Origin of the sequence: Pseudoalteromonas sp. S1608 (genome assembly GCF_005887265.1) — a bacterium.
Lineage (GTDB): Bacteria > Pseudomonadota > Gammaproteobacteria > Enterobacterales > Alteromonadaceae > Pseudoalteromonas > Pseudoalteromonas undina.
On sequence record NZ_PNDK01000001.1, the window covers coordinates 19,283 to 43,987 of the forward strand.

The following is a 24,705-nucleotide window of genomic DNA, read 5'->3' on the forward strand; positions in this document are numbered from 1 at the left end:
TCCTATTACTGATTTAGGGTTGCTGATATTTCAATGCGATAATATTTCGGTGCTTATATGCATCAAATAGCGTTAATAATGCAGGAGTATATGTTAACACCTGGTTAAAACCAAGTGCCTGATAAAAATCAGTAATGTGTTGGTAAGCGAAGGTGTAAACAGCGTCGGCTTGCTGACTTAAAAGAGTGCTTAGCAGCTTTGTTGCCACACCAGTGGAACGATATGCAGGAGCCACAAAAACTGTCGATAAAAATAAAAAAGTCGGTTTGTGCTGTAAGCGGCACGCAGCAATAATAGTGTGGTTATCGTAAGCAACCCACAATTGGTCTTGTTTATTGGCGCGACCGCGGACTTTATATAAGGTATAAAACTTATTTATTAAAGGCGCTTTCACTGATTCTAATTGTTTAATAACAATCATAGCAAGCAGACCCTAACTAAGCATAAGTGCCAAATATTGCTCAAACTTTTGCTTTAAAAAACCTTGCTCTGCAACTGGGCGACTGTGCAGGGTATCATAAACTTGCTCACGCGTTTTCTTGCCACGCTTAATTTGATATGCCCAAAATGAAGCTTCGTAATCTAGCTGAATCTGATATTTTTGCTCTCGTGGTAAATCACACAGGTTATAACTCATATTCCCTCCTTTACTGGCCTGATAAAACTCTGATTATACGTTTAAACTTATAATAAACTAACTCTATAATGAATAAAAAGAATCTACTTTAAATAATCTAAGGGTATCAATAATTGTTAATGATAGGCTCTGCTAGATTATGACTAGAAACTGGGCAAAAGACAGCCAATTTGTTATTATACTCGCCTATCCATTTGCCCCAATAGACAGGAACTGCTGACGTGTTTAAATACTGTAAAGGGTTGCTTGTATTAATAGGTTTAATTTTTAGTAATTCGTCATTTGGCCATAGTTACAGCTATACATTTAATCGCCCGCAGAACACCCAGCAAGCAAATTATACTATTGAGCTATTACAATTAGCGTATACAGATATGGGCTTTAAATTAAATATTATCGATTTTAATCGTCAAAATGCATTATTTGCAGCAAACAGTGGCATGTTAGATGGGCAGCTTGCTCGTGATATTAGTATTGAAAGTGCATACAAAAACTTAATTCGGGTTAACTATCCGTTATTCAAATTTAATCTTGAGCTTTATAAGCACTGTGAACCCAGCTCTACTAAAACAATGGATAGCGTTGCCATTATAGCCAGCTACCCTGTACAACAGCGATATTTAGACAGTATTGATTTTCAAGGCAAGGTTATTGAGGTAAAAAATAATACCACTCAATTAAATTTACTGATCCAGCAAAAAGTAGAAGCTGCATTACTGATTGATTTTGCGATGGCCAATAAAACCATTCCTCCCGCTTTAGGCTGTTATGAAAAACAAGTGGTTGCTACCTACCCGCTTTATCATTATTTACATATCAGTCATGCGAGTATTGCTCAACAGCTTGAGGCTACACTTAAGAAATTACACAACAATGGCACGGTCGCTAAACTCAGATCAAAGTACAAACTACAATTTTAAAAATCAAAGCCTTGCTGTTGTGCTGGCGAAGCGGCTTGCGCAGCTTTCTTTTTTTGCTGTAAATAACGTTTATAGCGTTGTTGGCATAGGCTCAATACTTTCTTTTTTTGCGCATTGGTCAACGAATTCCACGAAAATCGCTCATCACGACTGCGATAACATCCTTTGCAGTAACCCCGATTATTAACCAAGCAAATACCTTTACAAGGGCTAGGAATATCAAATATTTCAATTTGTTGCATCAAACCCTCCAGTATAAAAAAGTATAGCTTGAGTATAGCGCTATTTTTGTTTAAAAAAAAAGCAGCAAATTAATTGCTGCTTTTATCTAAGCCTAAACTGTTAATTAATGTTCACAGCTTTGTTCATCTACTTGTGTTTTTCTATGGTAGGGCTTAGCGTACATTGCTAGTACTAAAGGCCTTAATTCTTCTGGCACTTTTGCTAAACGCTCTGCAAATTGTGCTGCATCATTTTTATTTATAACCGCCTCAGTACATCCACCTGCAATATAGTTGCCTGGGTGTAAATAAAACGAATCAATTATTTGCTTATCAATGGTTTTTGCCAGCTCATCTGCACTATCGCAATCTGACTGAATAGGCTGGCCAAACGATAAGTGCACATGCCCTTTGGCTGAACTAAAGCCTTCAACAATACTAGCAATATCTTCACCCGCCGATTTCACGTATTTACCATGGTGTTGTTTATGATAGAGCTCTTTTGCCTTCGCTATTGCACAGGGTTCATATTGGTAAGATATTGCAACCGGCACCACTTTTAGCTCTTTAATGTACTCACCAAACTCTTTCTTTTGTTTACGTCCATTTAGTTGTAGCATTTTTAACAGTGCAGGATCGGTTTGATCTACACCGTCTTTAGCCCGACCTTCTTTTTGAGCAATCCAAATAGAATGCCCACTAGTAAGCGAGTCATAAATATAAGCCGATAACTGAGTCAACGCTTTTAACATCTCTTTTGGAGCTTTAGCTGAGCGTTTTACAATAAAGCTTTTATTCAAACGCATAAGCTCAGTAATGTAAGGAATTTGCAATAAGTTATCACCAATCGCAATTCTCACTGTTTTCATTTTATGCTGATAAAGGCCCCAATTAACTAATGCAGGGTCAAGTACAATGTCTCTATGATTTGAAACAAAAAGATAGCCTTGATTAGGGTCTAATGCCTCTAAACCTGAAAAAGTAACGTTTGATGTGGTGCGCCTTACTAATTTATTTAAATAATGCGCCACTTCGTTTTGTACATCTTCAACTGTTTTAACTTTGCCCCACTTTTTACGCAACTGATGTTTTATTATAGCGCGTGCTAAAAACCCAACTGCGGATATAAAGCGTGGCAAATTGTACTTTGCTATCACATCAAGAAACGCATTATCGTTAATTAATCGCGTTAATGAGGCGGCAACTTCATCGTCATTGTAAGGTCTTATATCTGCGTACTTATCTTCTAATTCAATCATTTACTGCATCTACAAAGTTAAAAACGACACGCTAAAACGTCCCGTTATGTCTGATTTTGATTATAACTCAAGCAAAAGTACGAAACTAGCAATACTAAAGTTCGATTTACTGAGTTTTCATAGCGTTATAGTTTAGTACTGAGCATTATTGTCAGACTAACTGCCTCATGTGTATAAACTATAGCTATTAATTATTAATTCAAATGGATAGACCTTACTAATTGCACTTTGTTCAAGTTAACTTAGCAAGGCAGTTGGCCATAATAACATGCAAGTTAACCCTCAGTGGGCAGACCACATTTAAATATAGCTCTACAACTGCTAATGTAAACGCAATCTGATAAACCCAATAATATTCAAATAGATGATACTCTTTTTAACACAAGCACTTCGCGTACTGGGATTATCATTCTTTTTACACATACACTATTAGGACACATCGTGAACATAACAATTCTTGATAACGCCACACTGGCAAACACCTCACTTGATGGTATCTCAGCACTTGGAGATCTTACCGTGCATCAGCTAACTAGCCCAGAGCAAGTGTTGGCACATAGCCAAAATGCCGAGGTGTTAATCACTAACAAAGTAGTGATTAATCGTGACACTATGACACAATTAAAATCGTTGAAACTCATTTGTGTCAGTGCAACTGGCACTAATAATGTTGATTTAGATGCCGCGAAAGACTTAGGCATTGCAGTTACCAATGTTGCCGGTTATTCAACCCCTTCTGTTGTTCAGCATACCTTTTCGTTGATCACTAACTTATTAGGTAATACTCACCGCTATCAAGCGGATTGCCAGCAAGGCGCATGGCAAAAAAGTGACATGTTTTGTCGACTTGATTACAGCTTTAATGACATTCAAGATAAAACATTGGCTATTATTGGCGGAGGTACTTTGGGTAATGCAGTATCTAAAGTAGCTGAAGCGTTTGGCGCTGAGGTGATTATTGCAGAGCGCAAAGGCGCAGCGTGTCGCGACGGACGCACCCCGTTTGAAATAGCAATAAAAACAGCAGACATTATTAGCGTTCACTGCCCACTTAATGATGAAACACGCGACTTAATTACACTTAATGAATTAAAAATGATGAAACCGACTGCGCTAATTATTAATACCGCACGCGGCGGGATAATCAATGAAGCAGACTTAGTAGAAGCATTAAAAGCCAATATTATTGCCGGTGCCGGCGTTGATGTGCTGACCAAAGAGCCCGCTGAGCTTACTAATCCTCTGGCTAATTATACGGGTGATAATTTACTACTTACCCCACATATCGCGTGGGCGAGCACTGAATCTATCGTGCGCTTAGTAAAAGAAGTGAGTTTAAATATTGCAGCATTTAGTCAACACGAGTCGCGTAACCGCTTGGTTTAATGCCATAAAAGTAACTTAGTCAAAATTACTAAAAAGTGGCTTTTTAGATTTATATTTTAAAAAAGCCACCACCCCACCAAACACAACAAAAACAACCCATTGATTTTTAAGAATTTAAAAACTGGCTTGGTCTTTGCTATATTGTTTTTAATTAATCATCTAGGGTAATAACAAAATGAAAAAAACACTTTTAATCGCTGCACTAACTGCTCCTTTTTTAACGGGTTGTGTAATCGCTGTATCTGATGGCGAAGCAGAAGGTCATTGGGCAGGCAATAGTTCTTCAAGCTGGCAGGCCACACATAAAAACAATCGTGAAATCATTTCAGGTCTGGCAATGAATAGCTCGTATCAGTCAGTATTAAACCAACTAAAAACACCTAATTTCACTGAATTATTAAAAAAACAGGATGATGTTTACCAAGTGTTGTTTTACGCAACACACAGCATTCATTCAGATGGAAAAATGACCAAGGATGAATGCACACCATTAGTATTTAAAAATGACAAATTAGTGGGGATTGGCAGCTCAGCACTATCAATGCTGACAAACTAAACGCTCACATGTTCCTATGGGCGCCAATTCAATCGCATTGCGCCCTGACTTTTTAGCATTATATAAACCTGAGTCAGCTTCTTCTAGCAATACCTTCTCTGTGTATGCTTGACTGCTCTCACTTGAGGCAATACCAATGCTAATAGTAATGTGTGAAGCATTTAACGATGCGTTGTGCTCTATATTCAAATCATTAATGGCTTCACGTAACTTATTAGCAAATGCAATAGCCCCTTGCTGATTTGTTTCTGGTAATACGGCTACAAACTCTTCACCACCATAACGGGCAACAAAATCACTGCCGCGCTCACATTGCGCCGCTAGAGTTTGCGCCACAGCTTTTAAACACTCATCGCCAGCACGATGACCGTAACAATCGTTATAGCGCTTAAAGTGGTCAATATCGATAAGCAATACACACATGGAAGAGTTATTACGCTTACTTCTTCGCCACTCTCGCTCTAAATTTTCATCTAAATAACGTCTGTTAGGTATTTCTGTTAAACCATCAATAGACGCAAGCATTTCTAATAAATCGTTTTTTTGCTTAATAAGTAGTTGATTGCGTACACGCACTTTAACAATTGAGGCACAAAATGGCTTTGCAATGTAATCCATTGCGCCTAATTCTAAACCTTTTGCTTCGTCTTCATGAGAGCTGTTCGCTGAGATAAAAATAATGGGGATCGCATGGCTAAGGCTACTTTCTTTAAGTTCCACCAGCACGTCGTAACCATTCATGCCAGGCATCATGATGTCTAAAATAATTAAATCTACTTGCGTATGCTTAACAAATGTCAACGCCTCTTCGCCACTTGCCACTAAGTAAACCTCATGCTCATCACTTAAAGTTCTTTCTAAAATGATTCGGTTAAGCGCATCGTCATCTACAATTAATATTTTTGCTTTATTTATCATTGCTTACATCTAAACTTTTTATATAAATTTGCACTCGCTCTAACTGTATTATTAATTATTTAATTGCAGCTGCAGCGTGCTTGCCATCCGCTTTTAATATTTGCTCAGTGTGTTGAGCACACAATAATAATCGGTTAAAACCTAAATTTCCTGCTATCCCTTTTAAACTATGCACTAAGCGTACCATTTCACTAGTATGGTTACCCCTTCACATTTAATAACGTACGCTCCTATAAAAAGAATGTATCAATTACTGTTTAATACAGTCAAAGCTTATTATTTATCAAAAATGCCTAACGAGATATGAACAAGTAATGAACTTAAATAGACCTGGCATAGCTTTAAATAAATTCATATCTTTTTTCTGAAGATCGATGAGTAGATATTTGACAAGCTAGGTATACGTATTAATTAAACGTCAAACTGTTGACGTGTAATTAAGCGCTTTAATAAGCGATGAATCACCTAGATTAAATACTTAATTTTTGGCTCGATAATAAAATAGTAGATTATCGAGCCAAAGAACACTTATAAATTCTCCTCTGCAAATGACGCTAGCCGACTTCTTACTACACCATTAAGATTAACAGTAGCGCCGCCTTCAAAGTGCTTAAATCGCTCCACAATATAGGTAAGTCCAGAGGTAACAGCGGTTAAATAGTTACTGTCTATTTGTGCTAAATTTCCGGTACAAATAAGTTTAGTTCCTTCACCACAACGGGTAATAATGGTTTTGAGCTGAGAAGCCGTTAAGTTTTGGCTTTCATCTAAAATCACCACCGCATTTTGAATACTTCGCCCACGCATAAAGTTCACCGATTTAAACTGAACATTGGCTTTTTCCATAATGTAATTACGGCTTGAAACAGGGTTCTCATCTCCTTTATGCAGCACCTCTAAGGTATCGGTTATGGCAGCCAGCCAAGGCGCCATTTTCTCTTCTTCGGTGCCAGGTAAAAAGCCAATTGATTCGGCAATTTCAGGGGTGTTTCGGGTTACAATCACTTTATCGTAAACACCTTTTTCTATCACCATTTCCAGTGCACAAGCAAGCGCGAGTAAGGTTTTACCACATCCCGCAGGGCCGGTTAAAATAACAAGTTCAATAGAAGTATCGAGCAGTGCATCTAGTGCCATTGCTTGGTAAATATTTTTTGGCTTTATTCCCCAGGCGCTTTGATGCATTAGTCGCTCTGCTCCAATATCTTTAATGGTAATATGCTCACCATCGTAAGATTTGACTCTAGCGGCAAACTGATCGCCATCATCAAGTAAATACTCATTACAAAACACATCTGGGATTAAATCTTTAGGAATATGATGGACTGTTTCACGCCCGTGTTGCTCAGTGTTACACTCGCCAACATGCTGCCAAAAATCACCAGTAATTTTTTTATAGCCGCTGGTAAGTAAGGCGATATCGTCAATAAGCTGATCGGTACGGTAATCTTCAACATATTTAAGCCCCGCCCCTTTGGCTTTTAAGCGCATGTTGATATCTTTAGTAACCAGTATGACTTTTTTATCACTGTGCTGATTTTGTAAGTGCACCGCGCAATTAATAATGCGGTGGTCGTTTTCATTACCCGGTAAGCCGGAAATAGAATCGGCAAATAAATGGTCATTTACAATCAGTAAGCTTCCCGTTAATCCGCCTTGTTTATTACTTGGTAGCGCAACCCCTTGTAACATTTGCTCGGGAGAGGCCTGGCTGAGCACTCCATCAAGTCCACGAATGGCCACTCGGGCATCGCGACTTACATCGTGTTTTCTATCTTTAATGTGATCAAGCTCTTCCAATACAGTCATTGGAATAACCACTTGGTGTTCTTGAAATGACAAATACGCGAGGGGTTCATGAAGCAATACATTGGTATCTAGCACATACATTTTACTATCAAGGTTCGAAGCTTTTTCCATAGCACTTTCCTTACGTTTTATGATTTTTATGCTATACCCAATAAACTAATCAGTGTGACTAATAAACTTGATTAATTACTTAGGTATAATTTGAGTTTAGTCTATTTGTCATAAAAGTCTGTTTTATGACAAATATCATTTAGTTTGAATTTCCTACAAAATCGGCGCACTAATCAGTGCTTATAGATAGGAATAATTCACACTTATAAAATTAATTAAAAGTCAGGCAAATAGCGCCTTGCAGTGGTGTTATCTAACAGGTAACATAGCCGCCTTTTTCTTCATAGACGAGACATACATGAATTTTTCCTTAGGTCAGCGTTGGATCAGTGATACAGAGTCAGATTTAGGATTGGGCACCGTTGTTGCCATTGATGGCCGCCAGGTCAGCATTTTATTTCCTGCCAGTGGTGAAAACCGTGTTTATTCTTCTGCAGAAGCTCCGGTAACCCGCGTAGCATTTAATCCTGGTGATGTGATCCGAAGCGTTGAGGAGTGGGAATTACAAGTTGAGTCAATTGAAGTACAAGGCGAATTACTGTGCTATCACGGTGAACGTATTGATAACGGTGAAAAAGTACAATTAAAAGAAACCTTTTTAGACCATTTTATTAAATTTAATAAACCACAAGACCGTTTATTTGCAGGCCAAGTAGACCGCTTTGATCGATACACTTTGCGCTACCAAACTTGGTTACACCAATTTGAACGCCAACAGTCACCTATTAAAGGTTTAATTGGCCAACGTGCCAACCTTATTCCGCATCAGCTTTATATTGCCCAAGAAGTAGGTAAACGTTTTGCGCCACGTGTATTACTTTCTGACGAAGTAGGTTTGGGTAAAACCATCGAAGCTGGCATGATTTTACATCAACAAATTATTACTGGTCGCGCCAGCCGTGTGCTCATTGTAGTACCTGAGAACTTGCAGCACCAATGGTTAGTAGAAATGCTACGCCGTTTTAATTTACGTTTTTCTATTTTTGATGAAGAGCGCTGCGACGAAGCGTTTGCTGATTCACCTAACGTATTTGATACCGAGCAACTGGTGCTTACCAGCCTTGAGTTTTTAACTAAGAAAAAACGTTGGTTTGAACAAGCTACGTTGGCCGACTGGGACTTATTAGTCATTGATGAAGCCCATCATTTAAGCATTAACAACAATAAACCTAGTGCCGAATACCAACGTATGGCTGAGCTGAGCCAAGACATTCCGGGGTTAATTTTATTAACAGCAACGCCAGACCAACTGGGTCATCGTAGCCACTTTGCACGCTTACAACTGCTCGACCCAGATCGCTTTTACGACTACGACGTATTTAAAGAAGAAGAAGCAAACTACAAAGATGTAGCCGAAGCTGCTAACCAACTACTGCAAGAGCAATCATTAGATGATAACGCTAAAGCAACCTTGATTGAGCTATTAAAAGAAACGGATATCACCGATATTCTTGAAACAGCACAACAAGGCGACCTTGAAGCACGTAAAGAAATTTTAAATATGCTTTTAGACCGTCACGGTACTGGGCGCATCTTATTTAGAAATAGTCGCAGTGGTATTGATGGTTACCCAAGTCGTAAATTACACGCCTACCCTATGGCTTTACCTAAGCAATACAAAACAGCAATGACTGTACTAGGTAATATGAGCGGCATTCAAAATGCTGAACTCAGTGCACAACGTGCACTTTTCCCTGAAAAAATATTTCAAGAGTTTGAAGGTGAAAGCGCCAGCTGGGGTTTATTTGACCCCCGTGTAGATTGGCTTATCGAAACGCTGAAAACTCTCAAACGTGAAAAAGTATTACTCATTTGTGCTAAAGCCGAAACCGCAATCAGCCTTGAGCAAATATTACGTGAACGCGAAGCAATTAAAGCCTCCGTTTTCCACGAGGGCATGTCGATAATTGAACGAGACCGCGCCGCGGCATTCTTTGCCGATGAATACGATAATGCTCAAATATTATTGTGTTCTGAAATTGGTTCAGAAGGCCGTAACTTCCAATTCTCACATCATTTAGTGTTGTTTGATTTACCGCTCAACCCAGATTTACTTGAGCAACGAATTGGTCGCTTAGACCGCATAGGACAAACACAAGATGTGAACATTCATGTGCCTTACTTTGAAAATACGGCACAGGAAGTATTATTACGTTGGTACAACGAAGGCCTAGATGCATTTGAAAGCACTTCAACCACAGGGCAGTTATTATATAAAGAGTTTAGCGAAGACTTACTTGAATATATTGCAGCTCATAATTGTGACGAAGATGAGCTAGACCCATTGCTTGAGCAAGTAGCACAAAAGAATGCAGTATTACGTAAGCAAATGGAAAGTGGCCGAGATCGCCTACTAGAACTGCATTCATCAGGGCAAGGCGCTGCTGATTCACTTGTAGCTGACATTGAAAAACTCGATAATCAATTTGAGCTACCAAGTTACATGATCAATGTGTTCGACACCTTTGGCGTAAGCCAAGAAGATAAAGGTGAAAACACCATTATTTTAAAACCCACTGAGCATATGCTTAACGCGTCATTCCCTGCTTTAAAAGAAGATGGCATGACGGTGACCTTTGACCGTGATACCGCTCTTTCACAAGAAGATGTTCACTTTATTAGTTGGGATCATCCTATGGTGCAAGGCACTATGGACATGATTTGCGATGATGACTTTGGTAGTGCGTCAGTGGCGTTACTTAAAAACAAAAAGTTACCACCAGGAACATTCTTTGTTGAGCTAATCTTTGTTGCCGAAGCAATGGCACCAAAAGTACTGCAAGTGGGCCGCTTTTTACCGCCTACGCCTATTCGTATTTTACTCGATAAGAGCAGTAATAACTTAGGCGAAAACGTTGGCTTTGATGGCTTTAATCAACAGTTATCTGCGGTAGGTCGCCAAACAGCAAGTAAATTAGCCGGTGCATTACAAAGTGCGGTTCATCCAATGATCAACACAGCAAAAGACATGGCTCAACAAAAGCTGGATGTTATTCGCGCAGAGTCATTAACTAAAATGCAAACATCGTTGAGTGAAGAGCAGCAGCGTTTAGAGGCACTTAAACAAATAAACCCAAATATTCGCCAAGAAGAAATTACTTTTTACGACAAACAGCGCAATGAGCTAACCGCACATATTGAAAAAGCGCAGTTAAAACTCGATGCCATTCGTTTAATTGTGGTTTCGCACTAAGGGATCTAGCTGTTAGCTATAAGCTGTCAGTCGTTAGTTAAAGATTAACTAGCGTGTGTATTGAAAAAAGCGCGATATTTATATCGCGCTTTTTACTTGAGCCTTTGCGCTCGCTCCACTAAAATAGCGCACTTCAAAATCACTGAGGTCTGCCGTGTTAGTTAATTACAATCCCCCTATGAGCCCGTATTTAACTATACTGTTTCAAGACGATGATTTACTTATTGTAAATAAGCCTAGCGAGTTACTCACCGTACCAGGTAAAGACCCAAAACATGCCGATAGCTTAATTAATCGCGTCAACCGTGTTTTTCCTACGGCTAAAATTGTTCACCGTTTAGATATGGCTACCTCAGGGATACTTTGCTTGGCAATGAACAAAGCCGCTCACCGCCATTTAAGTATGCAATTTCAAGAGCGTGAAACGGCAAAGCGTTACATTGCGCGAGTTTATGGGCAACTTGAAAGTGAAACCGGCTCCGTTGATTTACCGCTTATTTGTGATTGGCCGAACCGTCCTAAGCAAATGGTTGATCACGACAATGGCAAACCTTCACTCACGCATTTTAAAGTGCTTGAACGTGAAGCACAGGCAACCCGTGTAGAGCTTACTCCGATTACAGGGCGTTCCCACCAGCTGCGAGTACATATGCTAAGCTTAGGCCACCCTATTTTAGGCGATCGTTTATATGCCCACAAAGACGCACTTGCTGCGGCTCCTCGCCTACAGCTGCATGCACAAATGCTACAACTCAAACACCCTGTAACGGAGCAAGTACTTACTTTTGAAGCTGAACCCGACTTTTAATACGGATTAATCTTTTAGTTATTTGCAGTAAATAGCTAAACTTTAAGAGTGCTACGCCGATACATAAATAAGATTTAAATTAAAAGCTTATTATGTTTATTACGCAGATGTTTAAAGTCATTATTACTACTCTTTCGCTTGGCTGTGCATTAATCAGTTTTCAAGTGCTTAGTGCTGAGTATATCGCTCCTCCTCCCTTTTCAAAAAATATTGATGCGGATATCTCTCGCCTAGCCCAAAGTGATGAAGTAAAGTCTATTTTAGTTGGTGATACTGAGTTTTTAACTTTATACAGTGAATATATGAGCGCCGACTTTAGAGGGGTAGTCATACTCATTCCTGACTGGCAATCAACGCCCACAAACAATTCCGGCATGAACTTTTTGCGTAAAGAGCTGAATAATCATGGGTACACTTCTTATGCGATGACAGTTCCTGATGTAGATTGGCAAGCAGCCCAAGATGACACAGCAAAAACGATTAATGATTCTGTGGGCACAAATAATGAAACAGCCAACGCAAATACTGAGCCTGACACCAGCACACAAAAACAGCCTCATCATGCCGACTATGTTGAGCAAGTAAATACCGAGGTCGTGGATAACTACAAGTTAAAGCTGCTCGCTCGCTACGAAGCCTTGTATCAGCAGGCAGCAATGGAGTCTGACAATATTGTTGTTATTGCACAAGGCACCAGTTCTGGGGTGTTGTTGGAGCACTACGCTGAATTTGCAGACTTAAAAATAAACGCCTTCATTAGTTTGAGTAGTTACCTTCCTAATACAAAACGCAATGCCAAGTTAAGCCAAATAACATCCTTGGTCACCCCTGCTTTGTTGGATATTTATTTTGCTACAGACAGTAACGATATTTTAATGAACCTTAAAAACCGTCAGCGTTGGGTTAACCGTAATGCAAAGTTTGATTACCGCCAGCGCCAGCTGTTTGGATTGCGCGACGCGCCGCAGCAACATGCACGCTTGAGCAAAGAAATAGACGGCTTTTTACGCCGCCTTTTTTAAATACTCGTAAGCAGCTTGAATATCTTGGCTTTTTTTAACCGCGACTTCCATCATATGCTTAGGTAAACCTTGCGATACCAGTTTATCAGGATGGTGCTGAGCCATAAGCTTTCGGTACGCTACTTTAATATCACGTTGCGACGCGTCTTTATTTAATCCCAATAAGGCCAATGCCTGCGAGCGATTCATATCATTACTTGGCGGTACATGATGTCCTGAGCCTTCTCGGTAACTACTACTTTGACTTTGCTGCTGCCTAAAGCGCTGTTGTTGCTGCCTAAAATTAAACTCTGCTTGATAACGCTTTAGTACAAAGGCAAAGTGTGCTTTAGATACACCCAACTGTTTGCTGACTTCTTGTAATAATTGCTTTTCTTGTGCGGCAAGCACGCCATCAGAAAACGCCATTTGAATTTGAATTTCTAAAAATAACTGCAGTAAATCGTAACGTTTAGCAAAACGTTCTTTAAAGTCATAAACCGTGTCTTTGAGAGAAAAGTCGCTATCTTTACCTGATTGAAACGCTTGTTGAGCTTCACGGCGCTCTTCGCCTTTTAAGCCCATTTCATCCATAAATAGCGTCGCAGCTTTAATATGGGTTTCGCTTATTCGTCCATTTGACTTGGCGATATGCCCCATTACTGCAAAGCAGCTAGAAAAAAACAGTGCTTGGCGCTCGTTAACATCATCGCCTTTAAAAAGGTTAGAGAAGCCGCCAGCCTGATCAAAGTCTTTCTTTAGACTTTTATCAAACATATGGCCTAGGTATAAGCCTAAAATGGCGCCAAATATTTTGCCAAACATAAAACCAAAACAGAAACCGAGAATTTTTCCCCACATATTAAAACTTACCTCTAGTGTTTTATATTTAGCTTATGGCGCTAATTGTTGGTTAAGAGTCGATAAACGCTCTGGTGTGCCTATATCGTCCCATTGGCCAATATAGAGTTCAGTGGAGACTAAATGTTCATTTAATTTTTCACGCAGTAAAGGCCCTAGCGGGAGAATACCTGGGGCCAGCCCTTCAAAGAAATCAGCCTGATAACGGCCAATTCCAGAAAAAGTATAGCGCTGTTCACTATTAGGTAAGTGGCTTAGGGTAAAATCGCCTTCTGGGTTATGCGCAGGATTTTCAACCAATACAATGTGCGCTTCTTTTGGCTGTAAATGCAGCTGCATTAATGCACTAATATCGTAGTCGCTGTAAACATCACCATTAATAACAATAAATGACTCACCTAATAAAGGAAGTGCTTGAATAATACCGCCTGCAGTTTCAAGCCCGCCAGTTACTTCCTGGCTATAGGTAATACTTACACCCCATGCACTGCCATCTGCAAAGTAGGTTTTTATTTTGTCTCCTTGCCAGGCGAGGTTAATCACAATTTGCGTAATACCAGCTGTTTTTAAGCGCATAATATGATGCTCAATTAGCGGTTTACCTGCCACACATAACATAGGTTTTGGCAACTGTGCGGTGAGCGGCATCATACGTTTACCGCGTCCTGCAGCTAAGATCATGGCCTTCATAGTTGCTCCTCTTTTAACCGCTGCTGTACTTTTGGTACCACGTAACTTTTTACCCAATCAGACAAATCACTAAGCTCTGGGTACTCTGCCGCCACTTCAACAATATAAGTTAGTGTCGGTAGTATATTCGCTAAGTAACCTTTTTTACCATCCCGTAAATACAAGCGACAAAAAATACCCGCTGCTTTTAAATGGCGCTGCAAGCCGGTTAAATCAAACCAATACTTAAATTGTGCGAATGACTCGTTAGTTATTAAACTTTGGCGCTTAAATTCGTCATAACCAAGCTCAAGTAAATGAGTCAGCTCGTCGTTGGGCAATTTAAAATAACAATCTCTTAAAAGCGAGACTAAGTCATAACATAACGGACCTTGTACCGCGTCTTGATAATCAATAATTGCCCATTGTTGCTCGCAGCGCATAATATTACGGCTGTGGTAATCGCGATGCATAGTCACTGTAGGTTGTTCAAGCAGTGTATTGATTAGCAGCGCAGCACTTGTTTGCCATATATTTTGTTGCTCAGCACTGAGCTCTGTACTAATAAAATCATTAACTAACCAATTTTTAAAAATATCCAGCTCAAGTGCAATAAAGTCATGGTCATACGGATTCATTGACGGAGCTTTAGGCGTTTTAGCCCACTTGGCACTTAAACTGATCAGCTGCTGGTAATGCTCGCTGCGATTGGCATCATCAAGCAAGTCAGCTAAATGGGTGTTACCCAAATCACTTAAAATAAAAAAACCTTGCTGCTCATCACTATGAATAATGGATGGTAATAAAAACCCCTGCTCAGAAAACACCTTATTTAATGCAATATAAGGGACGTTGTTAACTTTTTTTGGATCTGAGTCCATCACAATAAAGCTTTTACTTTCAGCGCTTAACCTATAATAACGGCGAAAACTGGCATCTGCGGTTATTGCATTAAGCGCGCAGGATTGCTCACTAAAGTGAGTATTAATAAACTGTTGTAAACTCTCAAAACGTGTCATTTTATAAGCTATCTATTTTTCACTAATTACTTTGCTATTGTTTTCCTTTATTATGTATAGCTTGTAACTAATCACAGAGCATAAAGGTCGATAAATGAGCAAAACCTGGGGCATTTTGATGCTAAGCGTACTGAGCGCACCATCGCTTGCCGAAACTGAACTGACACACAACTTTTGTGGCACTTCAATGCAAACCAGAGCTTGGCAACCGCTAGCTGGCCTTGAGCTTGGAACGGTTGATATCAGCGCTGATGACGTTGAGCTTTTAGGCACACAAAGCGCTGAATTTACTGGTAATGTTGATATTAACACCGTTAACATGAGTTTGTCCGCACAATCAGCACTGATTGATAAACAACGCGGCTTACTCAATGCCACCGGCCCTATTACCTATCGCGATTATGTGAGTAAAGTTCAAAGTGCGGGCTTAAACGCCGATTTAAATAACTCAGCATTTAGCTTATTAGGCGCACAATACAGCCTAACACAACAGCAAGGCAAAGGCGGCGCGGAAAAACTCACCATCGACAAGTCTGGCTTAATGCTGATGAATGCAAGCTTTACTGCTTGCCCAGGTAATACGCCTGTGTGGGCTATTGAAGCCGACGAAATTAATTTATCACGAGAAGAAGGCTGGGGTGAAACCTACAATGCGGTGCTACGTATTTTAGACACGCCAGTACTCTATTTACCTTATTTTACTTTCCCACTCGATGAGCGCCGTAAGTCAGGCTTATTAACGCCCAGCTTTTCAAGTTCAGATCGTTATGGGTTAGAGACTATTACGCCTTATTATTGGAATATTGCTCCAAACTATGATGCAACCATTACGCCGCGTTATATGTCACGTAAAGGTTTACAGCTACAAACTGAATTTAGATATCTAACTCCAGAACACCAAGGTTTAGTGGCTGTCGAATACTTAAATAAAGATGACTCAGAGCCTGAGCTTGACGAGCGTTTTTTGTTTCATTGGCAACAAAAAAGCTATATAGGCGAAGACTGGCGAGCCAGTATTGATATTACCAATGTCAGTGATGATAACTACCTCACTGATTTAAACTCAACTTATGCAAGTAAAACCGATACTCAGCTTTATCGTACCGGCTCACTAACTCACATGGGCGAGATGTGGCGTACTGATATAAAAATACAAAACTTTGAAGTACTCGGTGACCACTTAGAGTCATATACAGCCTTACCTCAAGTTAGCTTTACACAAACTACGCCGTGGAAAATTGATTACTTCGATTTTACTGTTTCAGGGGAGCTGAGCCACTTTACTAATAGCTCAGCGGTTATTGATCAAGCAACTCGCGTGCATATAGAACCAAAAGCACGCTTTGATTACAAAGAATACGCCTGGTCGTTTTTATCTGAAGTGAGTTTATTGCAAACTAACTATAAACAAGACGGTGATTTACAGGGTACACAGTATAGCGATAATGTTTCGCGCACATTGCCAAAAGTGCGCTTATATTCTCAGCTTAACTTTGAGCGTGATACCTCAATTTTTATCGACGATGGTATTCAAACCTTAGAGCCACAAATTCAGTATTTATATACGCCTAACAAAGATCAGTCTGACATTGGCTTATACGATACCACTAAATTACAAGATGACTTTTTTGGCTTATTTAGAGATGCGCGTTTTTCAAGTGTTGACCGTATTGCCGCTGCAAATCAGTTTACGCTTGGGGCAACCACCCGTTTATTTGATAATAAAAATGAAGAAGTATTTAATTTCAGTGCTGGCCAAATATTTTATTTAAGTGATTCAGCCAAGCCCACAGAGCAAGGGCTGAATAGCGACAGTAACTACAATGCCTTGTTTGCAGCGCAAACCATGTTACATTGGCATCGCCGCTGGTATTTGTCGGGTGGAATTCAGTACGACACGGATGGCAAGCAAATTATCCAGTCAAATTTAACCTTAGATTATAAAGGTGACGATAATCAGCTGGTTCAATTGAACCATCGCTATGCAAATGATGTCTCAGGAAATACAATCGAACAAGCGGGCTTATTTACAAGCATCCCTATTAGTGACGAATGGCAATTTATTGCAAGTTACCATCGCGACCTTGATAATAACCGCAGTATTGAAGTATTTAGTGGATTACAGTATGAATCGTGCTGTTGGGCGTTCCAAATTACTGGCCACCGCCAAATTGAAACTGATTTAAATCAGTCAATTGGGCAACCCCAAGCCACTTTTGATTCAAGCATTCGTTTGAATTTTGTATTAAAAGGGCTTGGTAGTAAAAGCCGTTATGATGCTCAAAAATTATTACAACAAGGTATTTTTGGTTATCGTAGGCCGTATTTTCTTAATGACTAAGCTGCATTTTGTATAGTAAAAATTTACAAATAACTATATCAATCTAGTCGCCTTTAGCATTACAACAGTACTATTAGTAAGAGTAGTAAAAAGAATATGAATTTAAAAAAATTATTAACATCAGCAGTTTTAACGTTTAGCTTATGCCAAAGTGCATTCGCCGCACCGGTCGAAATAGATAAAGTGATTGGTATTGTAAACCAAGGCGTTATTTTAAAAAGTGAAGTAGATACCATTGTTGATCGTGTTAAAAAACAAGCAGAAGAACAAGACCAACAGCTGCCAAAAGACGAAACACTACGTGTACAAGCAATTGAGCGCTTAGTTAATCAAACGCTAATGATGCAAATGGCTGAGCGCATGGGCTTAGAGATTTCAGATAGCCAGCTTGACCAAACACTTGCCAACATGGCCAAAGAGCAAGGCGGTACAATTGCTGATTTACGTCGTACTATTGAAGCGTCGGGTGAGAGCTTTCAAGCTTACCGTGAAGAAATTCGTAAAGAGATAACCACGCAACAAGTAACGCGTGCAAACGTAGACCGCCGTATATATGTAAGTGACCAAGAAATTGATAACTTACTAAAAATTATGGATAGCCAAGGCCAAAATGCCGAAGAATACGATATTGGTCATATTCTTATCGATATTCCAAGCGGGGCAAGTGCAGACGACGTAAGCTCTGCAAAAACACGCGCAGATAAAGTAATTGAACTGCTGCAAGACGGCCAAGAATTTAAGCGTATTGCTATTTCTTCATCAAGTGGCTCAAAAGCGCTTGAGGGAGGTCAATTAGGCTGGATGGGCATTAACGAAATGCCATCTTTATTTGCAGAAGCTGTAAAAGGTCAAAAGAAAGATGCGATTATTGGCCCGCTTCGCTCTGGCGCAGGTTTTCACATTATTAAGGTGCAAGACGTACGTGGTCGCCAAGTAGTAGAAACCACAGAAGTTAAATCTCGTCATATTCTTATTAAGCCTTCAATTATTTTAAGCGAAGAAAAAGCCCGCACTATGCTAACTGGCTTTGTTAAGGATTTACGTGCTGGAAATGCTGACTTTGCAGAACTAGCTAAAGAGCACTCGCAAGATCCAGGCTCAGCACTTAAAGGCGGACAATACGACTGGACTGATCCAACTACCTACGTACCTGCGTTTAGAGATACATTACTATCTCTTGATCAAAACGAAATCAGCGAACCATTTAGAACCCAGTATGGTTGGCACATTGTACAGTTATTAGATACACGCGTTGCTGATAAAACCGAGCAAGCTAAACGTAATCGTGCACATGGCATGTTGTTTAATCGTAAATTTAAAGAAGAAAGCTTTAACTGGCAGCAAGAAATGCGCGAACAAGCCCATGTTGAAATTTTCCCAACAGACGAATAATTATGACCTTAAGAATTGCGGTAACCCCTGGTGAGCCTGCTGGCATTGGCCCTGACTTGCTATTAAAACTGGCACAGCACAGCTGGGATGCACAGCTAGTAGCGATTGCAGATGCATCGCTACTAAAGCAGCGCGCTAAACATTTAGGTTTAAACATTAAATTAATTGAATTTGATGAAAGCGCCGAAGCCATGCCTACAACGGCTGGCAGCTTATATATAAAACAGATTGATTTAGCCGAGTCAGTTGAACTGGGTGTGCTAAATGACGCAAACGGTCAATACGTATTAGACACACTGCGTATCGCCAGTGAGAAGAATATGGACGGCACTTTTGATGCCGTTGTTACTGGCCCTGTTCATAAAGGTATTATTAACCAAGCCGGTATTTCTTTTAGTGGCCACACTGAGTACTTTGCTCAACAGTCGGGCACCGCTGATGTTGTTATGTTATTGGCTACCGAAGGGCTGCGAGTTGCATTAGTAACAACGCATATCCCGCTTGCTTATGTTGCTCGTGCTATTACCCAAGAGCGTCTGGTTAAAGTGGCTAATATTCTTAATCATGACTTAAAAACCAAGTTTGGTATTGATCAACCGCGTATTTTAGTCTGTGGCTTAAACCCGCACGCTGGTGAAGATGGCCATTTAGGCCGCGAAGAAATCGACACGATAACGCCTACACTTGACATATTAAGAGCTGAAGGGATGAACTTAATCGGTCCTTTACCAGCAGATACATTATTTCAAGATAAATACCTAAATGAAGCCGATGCAGTACTGGCTATGTATCACGATCAGGGATTACCTGTGCTAAAATACAAAGGATTTGGTAAGTCAGTGAATATAACTCTTGGCCTTCCATTTATCCGCACTTCAGTCGACCACGGTACTGCGCTTGATTTAGCCGGTACAGGCGATGCTGATGTTGGCAGTTTTGAATTAGCGATCCGCGAAGCAATTAAGCTCGCCCATGAAAAAGCACAGAATCAATGACCGATAAAGTACATTTAGGACACCGCGCCCGTAAACGTTTTGGCCAAAACTTTTTATTCGATGAATCAATCATCGATAAAATTGTCACCGCTATTGATCCCAAGCCGCAAGATAATTTAGTCGAAATTGGCCCAGGCCTTGGCGCTATTACTGAGCCTGTAGCCGATTTAAGTGGCCATTTAACGGTTGTTGAGCTAGATAAAGATTTAGCCCAACGTTTAATTGAACACCCTTTTTTAGGGCCTAAATTAACCGTAAACCAAGGCGATGCAATGAAGTTTGATTTTGCAAGCCTAGTTAAAGACGACAAAAAGCTAAAAGTATTTGGTAACCTACCGTACAACATTTCTACTCCTTTGTTGTTTCACCTTTTTGAATTTGCCGATCATATTGAGCACATGCACTTTATGCTGCAAAAAGAAGTGGTAAAACGCATGGTTGCAGGCCCAGGCAGCAAAACCTTTGGCCGCTTGAGTGTAATGACTCAATACTACTGTAATGCGATGCCTGTAGTAGAAGTACCACCAGAGTGCTTTAAACCTGCACCTAAAGTAGATTCTGCGGTTATTCGCTTAATCCCCAAAAAGGCAGAGCAGCGCACAGCTAAGAGCGTTAAAATATTAAATACAGTCTGTTTAGAAGCGTTTAATCAACGTCGTAAAACACTTCGCAACAGCCTAGGCAACCTTTTAACCGCTGAAGAGTTAACCAGCATTGGCATTGATATTACCTTGCGTGCTGAGAGCCTGTCGTTACAACAATTTATTGATATAGCTAACTGGATTTATGACAACAAGCAGTAATATGGGATCACCTGTAAAGGTATCTGTAGAAACATTTTATGTAGAAGAGCAATCGCAACCTGAACTTGATAAATTTGTATTTGCTTACTCCGTTACTATAAAAAACCACAGTTTATGTAGTGCAAAACTACTTAGCCGCTATTGGTTAATTACCGATGCCAACGGTAAAGAAGTAGAAGTGCAAGGCGAAGGTGTGGTGGGTGAAACCCCAGATATAGCCCCTGGTGAAAGTTACAAATACACCAGTGGTGCAATATTAGACACTCCCGTAGGCACCATGCAAGGGCATTACACTTTACGAAACGAGTTTGGTGCTGAGTTTGAAGCACCCATAAATGTGTTTCGTTTAGCTTGCCCTAATATCTTACACTGATTAAAACAGCGACTAATGGCTGACTACGCAATAGGTGATTTACAAGGCTGCTTTAACGAATTTAATTTATTGTTAAAGCAAGTCGACTTTAACCCCAGCAAAGACCACCTCTACCTAGTAGGTGATATTGTTGCTCGCGGCCCAGACTCCAAAGCGTGCCTTGATTATATTTATCAACATCAAGACAGCGTTAGCGTCACATTAGGCAATCATGACTTACACATGATTGCCTGTTATTTAAATAATGTTGCACCCAACCCTAAAGACAAACTAACGACACTGTTCAACAGCAGTAAACTCCCCGAGTACATCGCGTTTTTACAAACTCAGCCTTTAGCTCTTTATTTAGAGCAGTATGATTGTTTTATCTCTCACGCAGGACTTAATCCTGATTGGTCATGCGAGCAAGCCATTCAGCATGCCCAATTCGCGCAGCAATGCTATGGTGCTGACAACGCTCAATACTTCTTAAAAAACATGTATCAGCCTCACCCACTTTCATGGAGTGAGCAGCTCGATGACGCTGCAAAGTTTCGCTATATCGTTAATTATTTCACCCGTATGCGCTTTATTACGCCTGATAATTTGCTTAATCTTAATGCAAAAGAAGCAACAACCAATAGCCACTCATTAGTTCCTTGGTTTTCTCACCCTAAAATCGTTAACGCTCAACATGACCTTATTTTTGGTCATTGGGCTGCCCTTGAAGGTCAAACTCCCTACAAACACCTGTACGCTCTAGACACAGGTTGCGTCTGGGGCGGCTCAATGACCTTAATAGATTTACAAAGCAAACAAAAATTTTCAGAAAAATCACAACTTTTGTCTAAATAAACTGAAAAAAGTTAATACATCTGTTAAGTTTAAGAGTGCATGTTAAATTACATAATTACAAACCATTCACAACTAAGTGTAAAAAATAGCAACACTCCCTTAATCTAATTAAGGACGAGGAGAATTGCCTTGTATTATTTTATATTCATAGTCGAATAGTTGAATTATGTATGCTTAGTGTGTGATGAAGTTTCACGGTAAATTTAGCAACTAACTATTAACAGTAAAAATTAATTATTTTTAATTACTTAACTTATTGTTGAAAGCGCCGATAAGTTTTAATAGACGTATTTTTGAATGGAAAACCATATGAATCTAACAGTGAGTCAACGTATTTGGGGTGGTTTTATATTTATCACTTTATTACTTTTAATTATTGGCGGTAACTCTTTAATAAAAATAGCAAATATAGATCGTTCAACTCAAAAAGTTAATCAGCTATCGCTTCCGGCATTAAACAAGAGCGCTCAATTACAAGCTGAATTTATTTTGATGAGTAAAGCTGCTCAAGCCAGTTTTCACACTTCATCTGCTCAAGAGCTAGCGCCAATAAAAGCACAAATAGAAGAACAAAAACAACTATTTGATAAGTTACATCGCGAGCTACAACAGGTAGTAAAAGATGACCCACAATTAAATAAGAGCAGCCTTGACGTTGAAAAAACCTACTTAAGTTTTTTAAACATTATAGAGAGTCTGCTGAAAGACAAAAACACTCAGTTAGTGCTTAATAAAAAGCTCAAAGCTCAATTAGAAACTGTTGAACTCGCGGCTGAAGACGCTAACTCTATGGTACTTGATATTATTGATATTGATGGCTTAGAAGATAACCACCCGCGTGCTTACCAAGCAGCTAATAACCTTGAAAATAACTTTATGTCTGTGGTTACCAGCAGCACCGATATGTTAACTGTTAAAACGCTTAACACGCTCGATATTATTAAAAATGAACAAGTGTATTATTTTGAAGAAGTCGTTCGTACTGTTGCATTAATACAACCCGCGATAGAGCAAAGCCATAGCGGCTTGTTTAACGACCTAAAAGGCTACGTAGATACGCTTGAAAGCAATATCTTAGGTAACGATAGCCTTTCAGCGAATAAAAAACGCCTTATTGATGCAATCAGCACAACTGAACGTGAATTAGAAGAATCGGAAAAAGCCACTAAAACAGCACTTAGCCAAATTGACGAATTAGTACTACAAGCAAGCGGCGTTGCATTTACTTTGCAAGAAGGCGTTCGCAGCGATGTAAACTCAGCTAATTTATGGACTTGGATAGGTATGATTATTGCGACTATCATCGCAGTGCTTGTAGCCATCATTACGGTTAACCGTATTACTAAGCCATTAGCAGAAGTTAACCGCATTCTAGATATTGTTGCCAGTGGTGATATGACTCAACGCTTAGATGACAGCGCAAAAGATGAATTTGGTGAATTATCGAAAAGCTGTAATACCTTAATTGATAGCTTACGCAGCTTAATTACCGGTATTATTTCGCGTTCAACACAACTTGCTGCCGCTTCTGAGCAAACCTCAACAATTACCGGTGAATCAAGCAAAGCGATTAGTAATCAACAAGCGCAAGTAGAGCAAGCGGCAACCGCAACCACTGAAATGAGCAGTACTTCTCAAACAGTGAGCAACAGTGCTCAACAAGCACTAGGCGAAATCAAAAATGCCGATAAAGAAGCTGAACGCGTTAAAGGTATTTCAAATCAAAATAAAGCAACCATTGAACAACTCGCTTACGAAGTTGATGAAGCATCAAGTGTTATTAATAAACTACACAAAGACAGCGCCTCAATTGGTAGTATTTTAGACGTTATTCGTGGTATAGCTGAGCAAACTAACTTACTTGCACTTAATGCGGCGATTGAGGCAGCGCGTGCCGGTGAGTACGGTCGAGGGTTTGCTGTGGTAGCTGATGAAGTAAGATCGCTTGCAAGTAAAACTCAAGAGTCGACACAAGAAATTCAATCTATGATTGAATCACTACAGTCGGGCGCTGAAGAAGCAGTTAAGGCAATGGAAAAAGGTAAAGAACGCGCGGTTTCGTGTGTTGAGCAAAGTGATTTAGCTAATAGTGCACTGGATTCAATTACTCTTGCGGTATCGCAAGCGCACAATGTCAGTGAAGAGATATCAACAGCAGCACAAGAACAACAACAAGTATCACAAGAGATCAGTGAACGCTTAGAGTCTATTGTTGCTATTGCCGAGCAAACAGCAGAAGGTGCTGTACAAACGAATATTTCAAGTTCAGAAGTGGCTAAGTTAGCCGAAGAGCTAAGAATATCAGTAGAGAACTTTAAAGTATAAGAATCACACTGTAAGTAGCCTTAGGGCTACTTACAGTTTATACCCTAATAAAGCCCATAGCAAAACCCCCCGTTCCCTCTCCAGACATGCTTGTACGCCATCACAATCTCACTTTAAATACACAACACCCAACAGCTTAGCCCGTAAAGTCATTTAATACTCTTTATGTTTTCTTTGGTTATACCAATTCGCTTAATTAAGTGGTCTATTTTGAGGCTGGAAAAACGTGTTGATAGCTAGGCAAAAAATTTGCTATTTAGTTGTTCTAAACGAG

23 protein-coding genes are annotated in these 24,705 nt (G+C 39.9%); 13 read left to right on the forward strand and 10 right to left on the reverse strand.

Annotated features, from left to right (window positions below; all coding sequences use genetic code 11):
* Positions 1-13 precede the first annotated feature (13 nt).
* Complete coding sequence (locus tag CWB75_RS00080) at positions 14-421, reverse strand: GNAT family N-acetyltransferase (protein ID WP_010391610.1); 408 nt, start codon at positions 419-421, stop codon at positions 14-16.
* 12 nt (positions 422-433) lie between these two features.
* On the reverse strand, positions 434-637 hold the full coding sequence (locus CWB75_RS00085; protein WP_008113353.1) for a DUF3283 family protein: 204 nt from the start codon (positions 635-637) through the stop codon (positions 434-436).
* A 221-nt stretch (positions 638-858) separates the two neighbouring features.
* On the opposite strand from CWB75_RS00085, the gene CWB75_RS00090 reads away from it, so the two are divergent.
* Positions 859-1,557: a transporter substrate-binding domain-containing protein gene (locus CWB75_RS00090; protein WP_075169843.1), complete on the forward strand. Its 699-nt coding sequence runs from the start codon at positions 859-861 to the stop codon at positions 1,555-1,557.
* On the opposite strand, the gene CWB75_RS00095 is transcribed toward CWB75_RS00090, so the two are convergent.
* A complete protein-coding gene (locus CWB75_RS00095; protein ID WP_010391613.1) occupies positions 1,554-1,799 on the reverse strand; it encodes a DUF1289 domain-containing protein in 246 nt (81 codons plus the stop codon). The genes CWB75_RS00090 and CWB75_RS00095 overlap by 4 nt on opposite strands.
* Positions 1,800-1,903: 104 nt before the next feature.
* Positions 1,904-3,037, reverse strand: a complete 1,134-nt coding sequence (locus CWB75_RS00100; protein WP_138569549.1) for a 1-acyl-sn-glycerol-3-phosphate acyltransferase — start codon at positions 3,035-3,037, stop codon at positions 1,904-1,906.
* Positions 3,038-3,478: 441 nt separating this feature from the next.
* Here CWB75_RS00100 and CWB75_RS00105 point away from each other — a divergent pair, with 441 nt between their 5' ends.
* Both CWB75_RS00105 and CWB75_RS00110 read left to right on the forward strand, forming a co-directional pair.
* Positions 3,479-4,423 (forward strand): D-2-hydroxyacid dehydrogenase, encoded by a 945-nt coding sequence (locus tag CWB75_RS00105; RefSeq protein ID WP_138569550.1) that lies wholly within the window; start codon positions 3,479-3,481, stop codon positions 4,421-4,423.
* Between the two features lie 175 nt (positions 4,424-4,598).
* Complete coding sequence (locus CWB75_RS00110) at positions 4,599-4,979, forward strand: DUF3192 domain-containing protein (protein WP_138569551.1); 381 nt, start codon at positions 4,599-4,601, stop codon at positions 4,977-4,979.
* On the opposite strand, the gene CWB75_RS00115 is transcribed toward CWB75_RS00110, so the two are convergent.
* The 3 genes from CWB75_RS00115 to CWB75_RS00125 all read right to left on the reverse strand — a co-directional run bounded on the left by CWB75_RS00115 (position 4,962) and on the right by CWB75_RS00125 (position 7,817).
* Positions 4,962-5,897, reverse strand: coding sequence for a GGDEF domain-containing response regulator (locus CWB75_RS00115; protein WP_138569552.1), 936 nt, complete (start codon positions 5,895-5,897; stop codon positions 4,962-4,964). The two genes, CWB75_RS00110 and CWB75_RS00115, sit on opposite strands and share 18 nt — an antisense overlap.
* A gap of 55 nt (positions 5,898-5,952) precedes the next feature.
* Positions 5,953-6,084, reverse strand: a complete 132-nt coding sequence (locus CWB75_RS00120) for an Hpt domain-containing protein (protein WP_010391617.1) — start codon at positions 6,082-6,084, stop codon at positions 5,953-5,955.
* Between the two features lie 341 nt (positions 6,085-6,425).
* Positions 6,426-7,817: a PhoH family protein gene (locus tag CWB75_RS00125; RefSeq protein WP_010391619.1), complete on the reverse strand. Its 1,392-nt coding sequence runs from the start codon at positions 7,815-7,817 to the stop codon at positions 6,426-6,428.
* A gap of 298 nt (positions 7,818-8,115) precedes the next feature.
* Between CWB75_RS00125 and rapA the strand changes: the two genes are divergently transcribed.
* The 3 genes from rapA (at position 8,116) to CWB75_RS00140 (ending at position 12,840) form a co-directional block, all read left to right on the forward strand.
* A complete protein-coding gene (gene rapA / locus CWB75_RS00130; protein ID WP_010391620.1) occupies positions 8,116-11,010 on the forward strand; it encodes an RNA polymerase-associated protein RapA in 2,895 nt (964 codons plus the stop codon).
* Positions 11,011-11,164: 154 nt separating this feature from the next.
* On the forward strand, positions 11,165-11,818 hold the full coding sequence (rluA, locus tag CWB75_RS00135; protein ID WP_010391622.1) for a bifunctional tRNA pseudouridine(32) synthase/23S rRNA pseudouridine(746) synthase RluA: 654 nt from the start codon (positions 11,165-11,167) through the stop codon (positions 11,816-11,818).
* A 92-nt stretch (positions 11,819-11,910) separates the two neighbouring features.
* On the forward strand, positions 11,911-12,840 hold the full coding sequence (locus tag CWB75_RS00140; protein WP_010391623.1) for a DUF3530 family protein: 930 nt from the start codon (positions 11,911-11,913) through the stop codon (positions 12,838-12,840).
* Here CWB75_RS00140 and djlA read toward each other — a convergent pair.
* Genes djlA through CWB75_RS00155 form a run of 3 tightly spaced genes read right to left on the reverse strand, consistent with a single transcriptional unit; the run spans position 12,823 to position 15,368 of the window.
* Positions 12,823-13,680, reverse strand: a complete 858-nt coding sequence (gene djlA / locus CWB75_RS00145; RefSeq protein WP_010391624.1) for a co-chaperone DjlA — start codon at positions 13,678-13,680, stop codon at positions 12,823-12,825. The genes CWB75_RS00140 and djlA overlap by 18 nt on opposite strands.
* A 33-nt stretch (positions 13,681-13,713) precedes the next feature.
* On the reverse strand, positions 13,714-14,370 hold the full coding sequence (gene murU / locus CWB75_RS00150; protein ID WP_138569553.1) for an N-acetylmuramate alpha-1-phosphate uridylyltransferase MurU: 657 nt from the start codon (positions 14,368-14,370) through the stop codon (positions 13,714-13,716).
* A complete protein-coding gene (locus CWB75_RS00155) occupies positions 14,367-15,368 on the reverse strand; it encodes an aminoglycoside phosphotransferase family protein (protein ID WP_138569554.1) in 1,002 nt (333 codons plus the stop codon). The genes murU and CWB75_RS00155 overlap by 4 nt, the downstream gene beginning before the upstream one ends.
* 94 nt (positions 15,369-15,462) lie before the next feature.
* Here CWB75_RS00155 and lptD point away from each other — a divergent pair, with 94 nt between their 5' ends.
* The 7 genes from lptD to CWB75_RS00190 all read left to right on the forward strand — a co-directional run bounded on the left by lptD (position 15,463) and on the right by CWB75_RS00190 (position 24,431).
* On the forward strand, positions 15,463-17,709 hold the full coding sequence (gene lptD, locus CWB75_RS00160) for an LPS assembly protein LptD (RefSeq protein WP_054201929.1): 2,247 nt from the start codon (positions 15,463-15,465) through the stop codon (positions 17,707-17,709).
* A gap of 96 nt (positions 17,710-17,805) precedes the next feature.
* Positions 17,806-19,101, forward strand: a complete 1,296-nt coding sequence (gene surA / locus CWB75_RS00165; protein ID WP_090493755.1) for a peptidylprolyl isomerase SurA — start codon at positions 17,806-17,808, stop codon at positions 19,099-19,101.
* Between the two features lie 2 nt (positions 19,102-19,103).
* On the forward strand, positions 19,104-20,096 hold the full coding sequence (pdxA, locus tag CWB75_RS00170; RefSeq protein ID WP_138569555.1) for a 4-hydroxythreonine-4-phosphate dehydrogenase PdxA: 993 nt from the start codon (positions 19,104-19,106) through the stop codon (positions 20,094-20,096).
* On the forward strand, positions 20,093-20,899 hold the full coding sequence (gene rsmA, locus CWB75_RS00175; RefSeq protein ID WP_010391631.1) for a 16S rRNA (adenine(1518)-N(6)/adenine(1519)-N(6))-dimethyltransferase RsmA: 807 nt from the start codon (positions 20,093-20,095) through the stop codon (positions 20,897-20,899). The genes pdxA and rsmA overlap by 4 nt, the downstream gene beginning before the upstream one ends.
* Complete coding sequence (gene apaG / locus CWB75_RS00180; protein ID WP_041709470.1) at positions 20,883-21,272, forward strand: Co2+/Mg2+ efflux facilitator ApaG/CorD; 390 nt, start codon at positions 20,883-20,885, stop codon at positions 21,270-21,272. Before rsmA ends, apaG begins: the two co-directional genes overlap by 17 nt.
* Before the next feature lie 15 nt (positions 21,273-21,287).
* Positions 21,288-22,106 (forward strand): symmetrical bis(5'-nucleosyl)-tetraphosphatase, encoded by an 819-nt coding sequence (locus tag CWB75_RS00185; protein ID WP_138569556.1) that lies wholly within the window; start codon positions 21,288-21,290, stop codon positions 22,104-22,106.
* A gap of 309 nt (positions 22,107-22,415) precedes the next feature.
* The gene (locus CWB75_RS00190) at positions 22,416-24,431 is read left to right on the forward strand and encodes a methyl-accepting chemotaxis protein (protein WP_010391635.1); all 2,016 of its coding nucleotides are present in this window, start codon (positions 22,416-22,418) and stop codon (positions 24,429-24,431) included.
* Positions 24,432-24,705: the final 274 nt, after the last annotated feature.

Excerpts from the sequence above, each read along its gene's own strand:
- CWB75_RS00190 (WP_010391635.1), top strand. The coding sequence starts at position 22,416 with ATGAATCTAACAGTGAGTCAACGTATTTGGGGTGGTTTTATATTTATC.
- CWB75_RS00125 (WP_010391619.1), bottom strand. The coding sequence starts at position 7,817 with ATGGAAAAAGCTTCGAACCTTGATAGTAAAATGTATGTGCTAGATACC.
- CWB75_RS00085 (WP_008113353.1), bottom strand. The coding sequence starts at position 637 with ATGAGTTATAACCTGTGTGATTTACCACGAGAGCAAAAATATCAGATT.
- CWB75_RS00140 (WP_010391623.1), top strand. The coding sequence starts at position 11,911 with ATGTTTATTACGCAGATGTTTAAAGTCATTATTACTACTCTTTCGCTT.
- djlA (WP_010391624.1), bottom strand. The coding sequence starts at position 13,680 with ATGTGGGGAAAAATTCTCGGTTTCTGTTTTGGTTTTATGTTTGGCAAA.
- rsmA (WP_010391631.1), top strand. The coding sequence starts at position 20,093 with ATGACCGATAAAGTACATTTAGGACACCGCGCCCGTAAACGTTTTGGC.
- CWB75_RS00185 (WP_138569556.1), top strand. The coding sequence starts at position 21,288 with ATGGCTGACTACGCAATAGGTGATTTACAAGGCTGCTTTAACGAATTT.
- apaG (WP_041709470.1), top strand. The coding sequence starts at position 20,883 with ATGACAACAAGCAGTAATATGGGATCACCTGTAAAGGTATCTGTAGAA.
- pdxA (WP_138569555.1), top strand. The coding sequence starts at position 19,104 with ATGACCTTAAGAATTGCGGTAACCCCTGGTGAGCCTGCTGGCATTGGC.
- CWB75_RS00095 (WP_010391613.1), bottom strand. The coding sequence starts at position 1,799 with ATGCAACAAATTGAAATATTTGATATTCCTAGCCCTTGTAAAGGTATT.
- rapA (WP_010391620.1), top strand. The coding sequence starts at position 8,116 with ATGAATTTTTCCTTAGGTCAGCGTTGGATCAGTGATACAGAGTCAGAT.
- CWB75_RS00120 (WP_010391617.1), bottom strand. The coding sequence starts at position 6,084 with ATGGTACGCTTAGTGCATAGTTTAAAAGGGATAGCAGGAAATTTAGGT.
- lptD (WP_054201929.1), top strand. The coding sequence starts at position 15,463 with ATGAGCAAAACCTGGGGCATTTTGATGCTAAGCGTACTGAGCGCACCA.
- murU (WP_138569553.1), bottom strand. The coding sequence starts at position 14,370 with ATGAAGGCCATGATCTTAGCTGCAGGACGCGGTAAACGTATGATGCCG.
- CWB75_RS00100 (WP_138569549.1), bottom strand. The coding sequence starts at position 3,037 with ATGATTGAATTAGAAGATAAGTACGCAGATATAAGACCTTACAATGAC.
- CWB75_RS00080 (WP_010391610.1), bottom strand. The coding sequence starts at position 421 with ATGATTGTTATTAAACAATTAGAATCAGTGAAAGCGCCTTTAATAAAT.
- surA (WP_090493755.1), top strand. The coding sequence starts at position 17,806 with ATGAATTTAAAAAAATTATTAACATCAGCAGTTTTAACGTTTAGCTTA.
- CWB75_RS00115 (WP_138569552.1), bottom strand. The coding sequence starts at position 5,897 with ATGATAAATAAAGCAAAAATATTAATTGTAGATGACGATGCGCTTAAC.
- CWB75_RS00110 (WP_138569551.1), top strand. The coding sequence starts at position 4,599 with ATGAAAAAAACACTTTTAATCGCTGCACTAACTGCTCCTTTTTTAACG.
- CWB75_RS00155 (WP_138569554.1), bottom strand. The coding sequence starts at position 15,368 with ATGACACGTTTTGAGAGTTTACAACAGTTTATTAATACTCACTTTAGT.